The 13200-nt window shown below is 72.9% G+C and carries 11 protein-coding genes; 6 read left to right on the top strand and 5 right to left on the bottom strand.

All coding sequences use genetic code 11. From position 1 onward, the window contains the following. Positions 1-37 precede the first annotated feature (37 nt). From ACW9J6_RS00975 to ACW9J6_RS00985, 3 genes are all read left to right on the top strand, one after another. A complete protein-coding gene (locus ACW9J6_RS00975; RefSeq protein WP_457114547.1) occupies positions 38-958 on the top strand; it encodes an SMP-30/gluconolactonase/LRE family protein in 921 nt (306 codons plus the stop codon). Between the two features lie 25 nt (positions 959-983). After that, positions 984-1943, top strand: a complete 960-nt coding sequence (locus ACW9J6_RS00980) for an amidohydrolase family protein (RefSeq protein WP_457114548.1) — start codon at positions 984-986, stop codon at positions 1941-1943. Between the two features lie 162 nt (positions 1944-2105). Beyond that, positions 2106-3068 (top strand): amidohydrolase family protein, encoded by a 963-nt coding sequence (locus ACW9J6_RS00985; protein ID WP_457114549.1) that lies wholly within the window; start codon positions 2106-2108, stop codon positions 3066-3068. A gap of 540 nt (positions 3069-3608) precedes the next feature. On the opposite strand, the gene ACW9J6_RS00990 is transcribed toward ACW9J6_RS00985, so the two are convergent. Continuing rightward, positions 3609-4130, bottom strand: a complete 522-nt coding sequence (locus tag ACW9J6_RS00990) for a hypothetical protein (protein WP_457114550.1) — start codon at positions 4128-4130, stop codon at positions 3609-3611. Positions 4131-4285: 155 nt separating this feature from the next. Here ACW9J6_RS00990 and ACW9J6_RS00995 point away from each other — a divergent pair, with 155 nt between their 5' ends. Next, positions 4286-5053 (top strand): CDP-diacylglycerol diphosphatase, encoded by a 768-nt coding sequence (locus ACW9J6_RS00995; RefSeq protein ID WP_457114551.1) that lies wholly within the window; start codon positions 4286-4288, stop codon positions 5051-5053. A 77-nt stretch (positions 5054-5130) separates the two neighbouring features. Next, positions 5131-6642 (top strand): sensor domain-containing diguanylate cyclase, encoded by a 1512-nt coding sequence (locus ACW9J6_RS01000; protein WP_457114552.1) that lies wholly within the window; start codon positions 5131-5133, stop codon positions 6640-6642. 23 nt (positions 6643-6665) lie between these two features. Here the strand turns inward: ACW9J6_RS01000 and ACW9J6_RS01005 are convergent, their stop codons facing one another. From ACW9J6_RS01005 to hmgA, 4 genes are all read right to left on the bottom strand, one after another. Continuing rightward, on the bottom strand, positions 6666-7079 hold the full coding sequence (locus ACW9J6_RS01005) for a response regulator (RefSeq protein WP_457114553.1): 414 nt from the start codon (positions 7077-7079) through the stop codon (positions 6666-6668). A 963-nt stretch (positions 7080-8042) separates the two neighbouring features. Next, entirely contained in the window at positions 8043-9278 is a 1236-nt protein-coding gene (gene pepT, locus ACW9J6_RS01010; protein WP_457114554.1) for a peptidase T, read from the bottom strand. A gap of 268 nt (positions 9279-9546) precedes the next feature. Beyond that, on the bottom strand, positions 9547-10875 hold the full coding sequence (fahA, locus tag ACW9J6_RS01015; RefSeq protein ID WP_457114555.1) for a fumarylacetoacetase: 1329 nt from the start codon (positions 10873-10875) through the stop codon (positions 9547-9549). Between the two features lie 21 nt (positions 10876-10896). Further along, the gene (gene hmgA, locus ACW9J6_RS01020) at positions 10897-12246 is read right to left on the bottom strand and encodes a homogentisate 1,2-dioxygenase (protein WP_457114728.1); all 1350 of its coding nucleotides are present in this window, start codon (positions 12244-12246) and stop codon (positions 10897-10899) included. A gap of 83 nt (positions 12247-12329) precedes the next feature. On the opposite strand from hmgA, the gene ACW9J6_RS01025 reads away from it, so the two are divergent. After that, positions 12330-12845, top strand: coding sequence for a MarR family winged helix-turn-helix transcriptional regulator (locus tag ACW9J6_RS01025; protein WP_457114556.1), 516 nt, complete (start codon positions 12330-12332; stop codon positions 12843-12845). The last annotated feature ends 355 nt before the right edge of the window (positions 12846-13200 follow it).

Consider the following 13200-nt stretch of genomic DNA (forward strand, 5'->3'; position numbering starts at 1 on the left):
GGTCATCGATCCTCCCATCCTCCCTTGAGGGCGCACGATGTCGTTCTTCGCTCCTCCGCCGGCCGTGACGGCCGAGATCTTCACGCGGCTTCCCGACCGCTACCGCAAGGCCCGGCCCACGGCGTGGGCGACCGCCAATCGCGGCGGCCACGCGATCGATTCCTTCCTGGAGGGACCGGTCTTCGACCGCGCCGGCCGGCTCTACGTCACCGACATCCCGTTCGGCCGCATCTTCCGCATCGCGCCGGACGGGACCTGGGACCTCGTGGCGGAATACGACGGCTGGCCGAACGGGCTGAAGATCCACCGCGACGGGCGCATCTTCATCACCTGCTACAAGCGCGGGATCATGCTGCTCGACCCGGGATCCGGCGCCGTGACGCCGTTCCTGGAGACGGCCGGCTCCGAGGGGTTCCGGGGCGTCAACGACCTGACCTTCGCGCCGAACGGCGACCTCTACTTCACCGACCAGGGCCAGACCGGCCTGCAGGACCCGACCGGCCGCGTCTACCGCCTGCGCCCCACCGGCGAACTGACCTGCCTCGTCGACACGGTGCCGAGCCCGAACGGCATCGTGATCGACACCGCCATGACCAGCCTGTTCGTGGCCGTGACGCGCGCGCAGCAGATCTGGCGGATCCCGCTCGGCACGAGCGGCCTCGTCGCCAAGGTCGGCGTCTTCGCGCAACTCCACGGCGGGCTCGGCGGCCCCGACGGCATCGCCCTCGACGCCGAGGGCTGCCTGATCGTCGCCCATACGGGCTTCGGCTCGGTCTGGCGCCTGTCCCCGGTCGCCGAGCCGCTGCTGCGGGTGAAATCCCCGGCCGGGATCTCGACCACCAACGTCGCCTACGGGGGAGCGGACGGCGCGACCCTGTTCATCACCGAGTCCCAGACCGGCAGCATCCTGACGGCGCGCATGCCCGCGCCCGGCCAGGCCCTGTTCTCGCACGCCTGAGGGGAGCGCCATGAGGGATCGGGGCATGAGGGAGCGGGATACGAGGGAGCGGGACATCACCCGCACGACGCGGCGCGCGCAGCTCGGGCTGCTCGCGGCCGGGCTCGCCCTCGCGGGGACGCGGCGGGCCGCCGCCCAGGTGCGCTGGTCCACCGGCACGGCGCCGCCCGCGGTCCCGCTGCCGCCGAACGCCACCGATTGCCACCACCACGTCTACGACGGCCGCTACCCCGCGTCGCCCGCCGCGACCCTGCGGCCGCCGGACGCGAGCGTCGCCGATTACCGGCAGCTGCAGGGCCGGCTCGGCCTCAGCCGCAACGTCGTCGTGCAGCCCTCGACCTACGGGACCGACAACCGGCTCCTCGTCGAGGCGGTGGCGGCCTTCGGCGAGACCGCCCGCGGCGTCGCGATGCTGGACGCCTCGGTCGCGCCGGCCGAGCTGCGGCGCCTCCACGCGGCGGGCATCCGGGGCGTGCGGTTCGGGACGCGGCTGCCGGGCGGCGCCCCGATCGACGACATGGAGCCGGTCGCCCGCCGGATCGCGGAACTGGGCTGGCACATCCAGCTCGTCTCCGAGGGCGAGCGGATCGTGGCGCTGCGGGACGTGCTGGAGCGCCTCCCCGTGCCGGTGGTGTTCGACCACATGGGCCACCTGCCGGAGCCGGAGGGCCCCGACCACCCGGCCTTCGGGGTGATCGCCCGCCTGATCGAGACACGCGGCGCCTGGGTGAAGCTCACCGGCGCCTACATCCTCTCCCGGTCCGGCCCGCCGGCCTACGCGGATCGCGGGCGGCTCGCGCGGGCCTTCGTGGCGCTCGCCCCCGAGCGGCTCGTCTGGGGCAGCGACTGGCCGCACCCGACATCCCCCGCCGACGCCAAGCCCGACGACGCCGTCCTGCTCGACCGGCTGGCGGATTGGGCGCCCGACCCGGCTCTGCGGACGCGGATCCTCGTCGACAACCCGGCCCGGCTCTACGGCTTCTGATCCGCCCGCCGCCGGGTCGAAGCGGGGGGCGGATCGGCGAGCCCGCGCAGCGGACCTTCATGCCGCAGGCCCGCGCGAAGCCGGTCTCCCGCATGGCGGAGCCATCGAGCGGACGCCGCATCGACCCGCGAACGACAACGATCTCAAGAGAGAGGCTGAACCATGACGATGCCGGACCGGTCGCGGCGCGCGATCCTGACGGGAATGGGCGCCTGCGCGGCGATGGCCGTAGGCCTGGGGCGCGGCCGGGCCGAGGAGGAGGCGGTGCCGTTCTCGTCCGGAACCGGGCGGCCGCGCAACGCCGCGCCGGAGGGCGCCTGCGACGCGCACATCCACATCTTCTCGACCCGCTACCCCGCCTCGCCGCACTGGAAGGGCGAACCGGTGGTCGACAGCGACGTCCCGGCCTATCGCCGGCTGCAGGCGCGGCTCGGCACGCGCCGCGTCGTCGTGGTGACGCCCTCGACCTACGGCACCGACAACCGCGCCACCCTCGACGGGGTCGCCCAGCTTGGGCCGAGCGCCCGCGCCGTCGTGGTCGTCGACCGCGACATCCCCGACGCGGAGCTGAGGCGGATGGCGGCGGCGGGCGCCGTGGGGATCCGGGTGAATTTCGTGACGCCGCAATCCTGGGGCGTCACCACGGTCGAGCGCCTGGAGACCATGGCCCGCAAGGTCCACCCGCTCGGCTGGCACGTGCAGGTCTACATGACCGGCGATCAGATCGCCGACCACGCGGAGGTGCTGCGGCGGCTGCCGACGCCGCTCGTCATCGACCATCTCGCCCGCCTGCCGCCCGGCGAGGGCACGGCGCATCGCGCCTACCCGGTCGTGCGCGGGCTGCTCGACGGCGGCCGGACCTGGATGAAGCTGTCGGGCGCCTACCTCAACACCGCGAGCGGCCCGCCCGACTACGCCGATGCGAGCGCGGTGGCACGGGCCTTCGCGGCGGCCGCACCCGAGCGCATGGTCTGGGGCAGCGACTGGCCCCATCGCGGCGAGAAGCACATGCCGGACGATTCGCGCCTGTTCGACCTCCTCGCCGCCTGGGCGCCGGACGAGCCGGCGCGGCGGCGGATCCTGGTCGACAACCCGGCCGCGCTCTACGGCTTCCCGGCGGCCTGAGCGAAGGTCGCCGGCCGCGGCGGTCGAACAAAGAGCCCGCCGCGGCGGAACCGGGCGGGCGAAGTCTCGGGCCAAGCTGCCGGCCGTGATGGGGGCATCCACCGGCAGGTCGTACCAATCGTACCGCGTGCGGCACAGAGCCTATCTTGTGCGAATAAGATCCGATCCGCCAGCCCTATCCGAGCAATACAGATGAATGAAGGGTGGCTGGAGCAACGGACGCGCGGGACCAGCCGTGGACACGGCCTTCACGCACAAGAAGGACCCGCCAGGCAGGAGGGTGCCGGGCGGGCCGAAGAGATCGATGGGCCAAGTGAGCGAACCATCTCGGGCCGGCCGGCGCATTCACCTGAGCTAGGATCGCCGAATGATCGAGCGCCCTTCCGGCGCCGCCGGAGCCCAGGAGGCGGTGCGTCGGACCGGCTTGCTCCTGAGCCGATTCGGCCGGGTGGTCCCTCCCGGGAGCGCCGCCGAGGCCGCGCCCGGCGGCGAGCCGATCGTCCGGCTGCGCCGGCTGATCCGGACCGGATCGGGCCGCCGTCACGGGTCGTCGGCGGCCGCGTCCCCGGCGGGGGCGAAGGGGCAGAGTCCGCGCCGGGCGTCGGGGGTGCCGGGGCTGGAGCAGTCGATGTCCCCGGCCCAGGGGCCGAGGCGGATCGACCACGGGTCGGCCCGCAGGAGCGGACCCGCCGGCCGCGGACCGGGCCGCGCGCGGGCGACGACGCGCCGGTGCTCGATCGCCGCGGGGCGCGGGGCGCGGCCGCGGGCGATCCGCCGCACCGCCGTCGCCTCCCGGCGCGGACGGGGCGCCGCGCGCCGCGCGGCCTCTCGCCGGAGGGCCGGGCGGAGGCGGGCGGCGGGCTGGCGCAGCTGCCGCGCCGGGCGCGGTGAGGCCGTGCGCGACGGACCGCCCTCGGGCGGGGGCGTCGGCGCGTCCGGCGGCGCCGCGGTGCGGATCGGCGGGTCGGTCCAGCGGGTCTCGGCGATCGCCTCGGGCGCCGCGGCGAGCAGGAGAATCGCCGCCAGAGCGAGCCGGCGCTTCGGCAAGCGGCCTTTCGCCATCAGCACGCCCCTCCGCCGCGGGACCGACCGGCCCCGGGCGCGATGATAGCCGACCGCGCGGCGGCCCGTCACCCCGCGCGCGAACACCCTGGCGGGAACGCGGCCGCACGGGCATGAGGGAGGCGAGGCTCCCACACCAGCGAAGGTGGTTCCCCGTGAGGTCAAGGCGGTCGATCCGCATCCTGCTGCTCGTCGCGGCGCTCGCGACCGCGGCCGTCGCGGCGGCAGCCGACGTCCCCCGGAACATCCTCTGGGCGGCCCTCCAGGGCTGCATCGTCGCGAAGCGCACCACGGGGCGCGCCTTCCCGTGCCTCTCCGTCGACCTCGGGACCCCCGACCGGCCGGGAACCGCCATCCTCCGCGCGCCCGGGCAGCGCACCCACCTCGTCGTGATGCCGACCGCGGACGTGATCGGCCTCGAGGCGCCCGTGCTCCAGGGGCCGGCCGGGGTCGCCTATTGGCGCGCGGCCCTGGCGGCGCGGCGCGACGTCACCGAGGTCTTCGGCGACCGCCTGCCGGGCGCGGAGGTGGGTCTCGCGGTCAACTCCCCCACCGGCCGCAGCCAGGACCAGCTGCACATCCACGTCGACTGCGTCCGGCCGCAGACCCGCGCCCTCCTGCGGCGCTACGCGCGCAGCCTCCCGGCGGGCTGGGTGGTGCTGCCGACGACGATCCAGGGCGGCCGGCTCGCGGCGATGCGGGTCCCGGCCGCCGCGGTCGACGACTTCAACCCCTTCGCGGCCCTGGCCGCGGCGCCCGGCGCGGCGGCCGGCCTGCGCCACACGACCTTCGCGGCGATCAGCGCGCCCCCGGACGATCCCGCGGGCGGCTTCTACCTCCTCCTCGTCCGGCAGCCCTACGCGGCGGCCGAGAAGCTGCTCGACCACCGCTGCACGATCCTCGACGGCGGCGAGGCCCGATGAAATGCGGCCGGGCTCCGTAACCAGCCCTTAGCACGGGCGTGCGACGACCGGTGGGTCGAGACCGGCGATCACGGACGATGCAGCTGAGGCGCCAGAACCTGAATCGGCCGGAGCGTCCGACGCGGCCCCCCTGGATCCTCGTGGTCTTCAGCTTCGCCGTGACCGTCGCGCTCTGCGCGCTGGCGGGGAGCCTGATCCTCACCCTGCGCGCCAATGCCTGGAGCGAGGCCGCCCGCAACTCCGAGACCGTGCTGCAGAGTCTCGCCCACGCCCTCGATCGCGACATCGAGCTCTACGACCTGTCGCTGCAGGGTGTGGTCGAGGGGCTCCAGAACCCGGCCCTCGAGGGGGTGTCGCCGGAGGTCCGGCGCCTCGCCCTGTTCGACCGCGCGGCCAGCGCACGCGGGTTCGGGTCGATTCTCGTGCTCGACGCGCAGGGGGTGGCCTATATCGACGCCAGCGCCATCGTGCCGCGGCAGCTGAACGCGGCCGACCGCGACTACTTCCTGGCGCATCGGGCCGATCCCCGGGACGGGCTGCACATCGGGCGGCCGCTCACCTCGGCGGTGAGCGGCAAGGCGATGATCCCGCTGAGCCGGCGCGTCACCTACGCGGACGGGGCCTTCGCCGGCGTGGTGGTCGGAACCATCGAACTCGCCCACTTCGCCGAATTGTTCGAGCGCCTCGGCGGCGCGCTCGGCAGCGCGGTCACCTTCCTGCGCGACGACGGGGTGCTCCTCATCCGCACCCCCGTGGGCCGGTGGAGCCCGGGCTGGGAGGCGGCGGAGAACCCGAACGTCCGGCGCATCCTCCGCGAGGGCGAGGGTCGGTTCGTGGCGGTGTCGCCCTCCGACGGCGTGACGCGCTCCCACGTCTTCACGCGCGTGGGCCAATGGCCGCTGCGACTCGCCGTCTCGCTGAGCGTGCAGGACATCGATGCGGTCTGGCGCCCGAAGGCCGCCCTGATCGGCCTGCTCGCGCTGGTGATGTGCGCCGGCATCGGCGTGCTCACGGTCTGGCTCGCCGGGGAGTTGCAGCGCCGCACCGCGGCGGAGGAGGCGGCCCGGGCCACGAGCCAAGAACTCGCTCGCCTCGCCTCGACCGACAGCCTCACCGGGCTCGCCAACCGCCGGGCCTTCGACGACGCCCTCGCGCAGGCCCGGCAGGACGCGGAGCGCGAGCCCCTGGCGCTGCTGCTGTTCGATACCGACCGGTTCAAGCCCTACAACGACATCTACGGCCACCCCGCGGGAGACCGGGTGCTCCAGGCGATCGGCCGCATTCTCAGGCGGCACGCCGACCGGCCAGGGGATCTCGCCTGCCGGATCGGCGGCGAGGAATTCGCCCTCGTGGCGCGGGGGATCGGCGAGGACGCCGCCGTCGCGCTCGCCGAGAAGATCCGCGCGGCGGTGGCGGGCGCGCGCATCCCGCATGTCGGCCAACCCTCCGGTTTCGTGACGGTCAGCGCGGGCGTGATGCACGCCGACCGCTTCCGGGGAGGCACGGCGGAGGAGTGGTTCAGCGCGGCCGACGGCGCGCTCTACGCCGCCAAGCGCATGGGCCGCGACCAAGTCCGCGTGGCGGCGTAGCGGCCGGTCCGGAACGCCGTGCCTCAGGCCGCGTTCCGGCTGGTCTCGGCGGGCGTCGCGCGCAGCCCGTTGATGACCGAGACCAGCTGGTGGCCCTGGTAGGGCGTGCGCAGGCAGGGCGCGCCGTCGACCCGCCCGGCCCGCGGGATCGCGTGCGGCATGCGTGCGGTGTAGATCACGCTCGTGCGGGCGTTGAGTCGCCGGGCCAGGGCGCCGAGCGACAGGCCGTCCACCTCGTCGCGGACATCGGTATCGGTGACCAGCACGTCGATGCGCCGTCCCGCCGCCTGCGCGTGGAGCAGGCGGCCGGCCTCCGCGGCGCTGCGGGTGCCGATCACCGTGAAGCCGAACCCCTCCAGGCAGTGGGTGGTCGTGCGGCGCGTGAACTCGTCCCCGGCGAGCAGCAGGACGACGGGCGAGTGCTGGGCAGCAGGCATGGCGGACATCCGGTGAGAGGAGCGGCGCGCCGGCATCGCGGCGCTGCAGATACCCTGCTGAAAAGCAGCAAACTGGTTAACGAACCGTTTAAAGCGGCTAAACATCGCTTAAAATCGTCGAGATTGGCCTGCGGCAGACCGGTTTGCAGCGATGAGGCAAGGCACAGAGGCAGCGAATGGGCGCTCGTCGTCACGCCTCCACGCCGATGGACATGGCCGAGCTTCGCCTTCGTCAAGCTTGACCATAAACCGGCGCGGCCCATCCGCCGCGTCCGGCTGCACGGGGATCGGCGCGTCTCTCCTCCGCGGCCGTCGCGCGGAGGCGCGCGGCCTGCGCCATGCGAATCAGGTCACGGGCGTTCGGACTGCCCTGGTCCCGCGAGGGCGGACCACCGGTCCCGCAGGGCCGCGTCGTCCGACCGGCTTTGCGGAGGCCGAACCAGTCGGCAATACGGTTAAGCATGCTCGCCTGCACTCAATCCTACACGAATTGCCCAAATCCTGATGGCGCGCCGAGGCGCGAAATATCGGCCTCACCGTCCGGTCGCCGCCAGATTTACGTGACATTCCCCATATGTCGGAGTGATGTGTTTCGTGCAATGTGCCGAATTGACGTTCAGGCAGTCTGTTGCTTTTTTATAACAATTCGAAGGTAGGGGCGCACGGGTCGTGCCGTTCGGCGAAGCCGCGCGGTGGTCCCTCGCGCGCCGAGGCGAGGTCCCGACCGTGGTTGGAACGCGGAGACCGGATTGGCCGCATCTCGGCAGCGACGCGGCGCGGCAGGCACGCGATGCCGATCACGAGGTCGAGGCCCCGAAGCAGTGTTGAGGTGCACCGATGCGGGGTCTTCGAGACTGGCGCGGGATCCCCTCTCCCATGCGGGAGAAGGGGGGACGTGCTCCGCATGGTCCCCAGAAAGCGACCCGCGAGACGATGGTTCCAGGCGCAACGGCCCCGAACGCGTCAGGCCGCGGGATAGTCCGGCGCCAGCCTGCAGATGGCGGCGGCCACCGCGTAGGCCGCCGCGAAGGCCGGGACCGGCAGGCACTCGTAGCGCGAGTGGAAATTCAGGCCGCCCGTGAAGAAGTTCGGCGTGGGCAGGCCCCGGGCGGAAAGCGCCGACCCGTCGGTGCCGCCCCGCATCGCCAGGGGCTTGGGCGCGACGCCGACATCGGCCAGCGCGGCGAGGAGGAGATCGACGCAGCGGCGGTCCCCGCCCAGGCTGTCGGCGATATTGCCGTAGGTGTCGCCGATCCGGCATTCGACCCGCCCGGTGGGATAGCGGGCGGCGATCGCCTCGGCGACGGCGGCGAGGCGCTGCTTGCGCGCCGCGAAGACCTCCCGGTCGAAGTCGCGCACCATCGCCGTCAGGCGCGCCTGCCCGGCATGCGCGACGAGGTCGTGGAACCAGACGTAACCCTCCCGTCCCGCCGTGCGCTCGGGCGTCTCGGCCCGGTCGAAGGCGGCGATGAAGTCGTGGGCCATGAGGAGCGGGTTGACCATCACCCCCTTGGCGGACATCGGATGGGCGGTCACGCCCGTGAAGACGATCTCGGCCGAGGCGGCGTTGAAGGTCTCGGTGACGACTTCGCCCAGCTCGGTCGCATCGATCGTGTAGGCGAAGTCGCAGGGGAAGCGGGCGAGGTCCAGAGCCTTCGCGCCGCGCAGCCCGATCTCCTCGTCGGGCACGAAGGCGACGTGGATGTCGCCGTGGCGGTCGTCCGGTCCGAGTTGGGCGAGCAGCGTCATGATGATCGCGATCGCGGCCTTGTCGTCGGCGCCGAGCACGCTGGTCCCGTCGCCGAAGAGCACGTCGGCACCGACCCACGGGTCGAGTTCGGGATGCTCGGCCGCGCGCAGCCAGATGTCCTGCTGCGGGTTGAGGCAGAGATCCGCGCCCTCGTAGCGGCGCAGCTGCGGATGCACGATGGGCGACAGGCCCACATCGACGGTGTCGAGATGGGCGATGAAGCCGATGCGCGGCGCATCCGGCACCGTCCCGGGCTTGCGCGCCGTGACGGTGGCGGAGGCGTCGACGAGCACGTCGGCGAGACCGAGATCGCGCAGCTCCGCCGCCAGCAGCGCGGCGAGGCGCTGCTGGCCCGGCGTGCTCGGCAGCGCCGTCGCGCGGGCATCGCTCTGGCTCTCGACCGCCACGTAGCGCAGGAAGCGCTCGATCAGCTGCGCACGAATGTCCATCGGATCGGGTGCTCCGCTCTTGCTGCCGCAGGCTGCGCATACGACCGCCGGCGCCTCTTGTCACAGCCCGATGCGACCGACCGGCTCTGATCGCGTCGGAAGTCGCAGGGCCTCATACCAACGGCCCAGGATGCTGACGCATCGATTCGATCTCGGGCAGGCCCGAGATCGACGGGGTCGTTGCCCATCTCGAATTTTCGACACCAAACCAAAGGCTTGGCGAAAATTCGAGAACGGAACCAACGATCATCAAAAATGACCGTTGGTATCAGGCCACCGCCCCGAGGACCTGCGCCCGGCATTCGCCGAAGCCGATCGCCGCGAAGCCCACGCGCAAGCCCCGCGCCCGCAGGATGATCTCGTCGCCATCCTCCAGGAAAAGGCGCTCCCCGCCGGATTCGAGCCGCAGCGGCTCCCGGCCCCCGCGCGTGGCCTCGACGAGGCTGCCGCAGGCGTCGCGGCCCGGCCCCGAGAGCGTCCCGGTCCCGAGGAGATCGCCCGGCCGCAGGTCGCAGCCGCCGCTCGTGTGATGGGCCACCATCTGCGCCACGGTCCAGTACATGAACCGCGCGTTCGAGGCCGAGAGCCGGTGCGGCGCCAGACCCGCCGCCCGCAGGCCGGGCGTCAACAGGAAGGCGTCGAGAGCCAGGTCGAAGGCGCCGCGGCGGCGATCCTCCGCGTCGGCGAGGTAGGGCAGGGGCTCCGGGTCGCCCTCCCGGCGGGGCGGCTGCGGGATCCGGAACGGCGCCAGCGCCTCGGCGGTGACGATCCAGGGCGAGACCGTCGTGGCGAAGTTCTTCGACAGGAACGGCCCGAGCGGCTGGTACTCCCAGGCCTGGATGTCGCGGGCCGACCAGTCGTTGAGCAGGCAGAGGCCGGCGATGTGGGCCTGCGCCTCCCGGATCGGGATCGGCGTCCCGGGGGCGTTGCCGGGCCCGATCCACACGCCGAGTTCGAGCTCGAAGTCGAGGCGCCGCGTCGGGCCGAATTCCGGCGCCGCCGCGTCCGGCGCCCTGGTCTGACCGCGGGGCCGTCGGACCGGGACGCCGGAGGGCCGGATCGAGGAGGCGCGGCCGTGATAGCCGATCGGGACGTGCTTGTAGTTCGCAAGGAGCGGGTTGTCGGGCCGGAACAGCCGGCCGATCGCCTCCGCGTGGTGAATGCCGACGTAGAAGTCGGTGTAGTCGCCGATCGCGGCCGGCAGGTGCAGGCTGCAGGCGGAGGCCGCGTGCAGGAGCGGGGCGACCCGGTCGCGCTCGGCCGAGCCCACCGCCAGCAGCGCCGACAGGCGCCGCCGCAGGGCCCGGCGGGGGCCGGCCCCGAGGGCGAGGAGACCGTTCAGGCTGCCTCCGGCCGCTGCCTCGACCGCGGCCGCCGCCTCGCCCGCCAGGAGCTTGGCGGAGAGCAGCGCCGGGAGGTCGAGGATGGCCTCGCCGATGGCCACGCCCGCCCGCGGCCGCCCGTCCCGGGGGGCGAAGATGCCGAGCGGCAGGTTCTGGATCGGGAAATCCGGATGTCCGTCCGCCCCCGGCACGAAGGAGCGCAGGCCGGCATCATGGGTGCGGTCGAGGCCGTCCGCGTCGGGTTCGTCCGTCATGGCGGGGCGTCCTGCCGGGGTCTACCGCGCCGGCCCGGCGGAGGGGTCGAAATGCTTGGCGAGCTTGCGGCCGTAGGCGGCGTAGTCCCGCTGCCGGGCCGGATGTTCGGCGGCGAAGGGGCTGACCTTCTGGGGAAAGCGCGTCTCGAACATGAAGGCGAGCGTGCCCGCGAGCTTGTGGGGCGCCAGCGCCGCGGTCGAGGCCCGCTCGAAGGCGTCCACGTCCGGCCCGTGCGGCAGCAGGGTGTTGTGCAGGGAGGCCCCGCCCGGGCGGAACCCGCCCCCGGTCTTCGCGTCGTAGACCCCGTAGACCAGCCCCATGAACTCGCTCATCACGTTGAGGTGGTACCAGGGCGGCCGGAAGGTGTTCTCCGCCACCAGCCAGCGGTCGGAGAAGATCACGAAGTCGATGTTGGCGGTGCCCGGCGTCTCGGAGGGCGACGTCAGCACCGTGAAGATCGACGGGTCGGCGTGGTCGAACAGGATCGGGCCGACCGGCGAGAACTTTCTGAGATCGTACTTGTAGGGCGCGTAATTGCCGTGCCAGGCGACCACGTCGAGGGGCGAATGGGTGATCTCCGCCGCCCAGAGCGTGCCGCCCCACTTCACCAGCATGGTGCCGGGTGCGTCGCGGTCCTCGTAGGCCGCGACCGGGGTGAGGAAGTCGCGCTGATTGGCGAGGCAGTTTGCGCCGATCGGCCCGCGCTCGGGCAGCGTGAAGGCGCCGCCGTAATTCTCGCAGACGTAGCCGCGGGCGGGGCCGTCGCGCAGGTCGACCGCGAACTTCACCCCGCGCGGGATCACCGCGATCTCGCCGGGCTCGACGTCGATGATCCCGAACTCCGTGCGGAAGCGCAGGCCGCCCTCCTGGGGCACGACCAGCAGCTCGCCGTCGGCGTCGTAGAAGTACTCGTCCGGCATCGAGCGGGTGGCGAAGTAGAGATGCGCCCCCATCCCGGCCTGTGCCCCCGCATCGCCCGCCGTGGTCATGGTGCGGATGCCCTCGACGAAGGACAGGGGCTCGGAGGGGATCGGCACGGGATCCCAGCGCTGCGGCGCGATCGGCAGCGCGGCCGCCTCGGCCGGGGCGGTGAGCCAGGGGCCGGAAGCGACCTGCCGGAACTCGCCCCAATGCATCACGGTGGGGCGGATGCGGTAGAGCCAGGAGCGCTCGTTGGTGGTGCGGGGCGCGGTGAAGGGAGAGCCCGAGAGCTGCTCGGCGTAGAGGCCGTAGGGGCAGCGCTGGGGCGAGTTGCGGCCGACCGGCAGGGCGCCCGGCAGCGCCTCGGTCTCGAAACCGTTGCCGAAGCCCGACATGTAGGCCACCGCCTCCGGGCGGGCCGCGGGCGGGGTCGTCGCGGATGCGGTCATGACGGGTGCGGTCATGGCGGTTGCTTCCCGGGTCGACGGTTTATAGTTTCAAATGAAACTTATTGGCGGGGTGATAGTTTCCGATGAAACCGTTGTCAACCCTCAGCGCGCCGGAACCCGGGAACGGGGAGGAGGGTCTCGCGCTGGCCACGTTCCTGCCCTACCGGCTGAACGTGCTCGCGACCGTGATCAGCGAGGGGCTGGCCCGCCTCTACGGGGAGCGGTTCGACCTCGACATCCCGGGCTGGCGGGTCCTCGCCACGGTCGGCGAATACGGGTCGATCACCGGGACGGCGGTGGGGCAGCACGCCCGGATGAGCAAGGTGAAGGTGAGCCGGGCCGTCGCGGCGCTCGCGGCGCGCGGGTGGATCGAGCGGCGGCCGAACGCCGACGATCTGCGGGAGGCGTTCCTGACCCTCACGGCGGAGGGCCGGCGGGCCTATCGGGACATCGTCCCCCTGGCCCGCGGCTACGAGGCGGCCCTGTTGCGCGACCTCGGCGAAGGCGAGCGGCGGGCGCTGTCCGCCCTGATCGACCGGCTCCTCGCCGCGGCATCGCGGGACCCGGCGGCAGATCCGCTCCGCGCCGGGAGGCCGTGACGGCGGCGATCGCGGCGGCCCGCCGGCCTCCTCCCGCCTGGCCGCAGCGTCCCGAGGCGCGACGGCGTCGACTTCACCGTATCGCAGGAGATCTCGCAGGGCATCGCGTTCGGGCTCGACGGTTACGGCCTGCAGCAGCTCACCAACGACCGCATCAACACCATCAGCCTTCCCGATACCAACCGATCGGCCTTATCCGGGTCCGGGCCTGCGCATCGACAGACTTTCCGGACGGGCGCTCAACCTGAACATGGACGTCCCGGTCGCGACTGCAATCTCGCGACGGGCCTGCCGTTCAACGCGCTGCTCATCATCCCGCTGACGTGATCGCCCGGGAGGCGCGGGGTGCCGCTCT

The organism is Methylobacterium sp. JK268 (genome assembly GCF_054052225.1).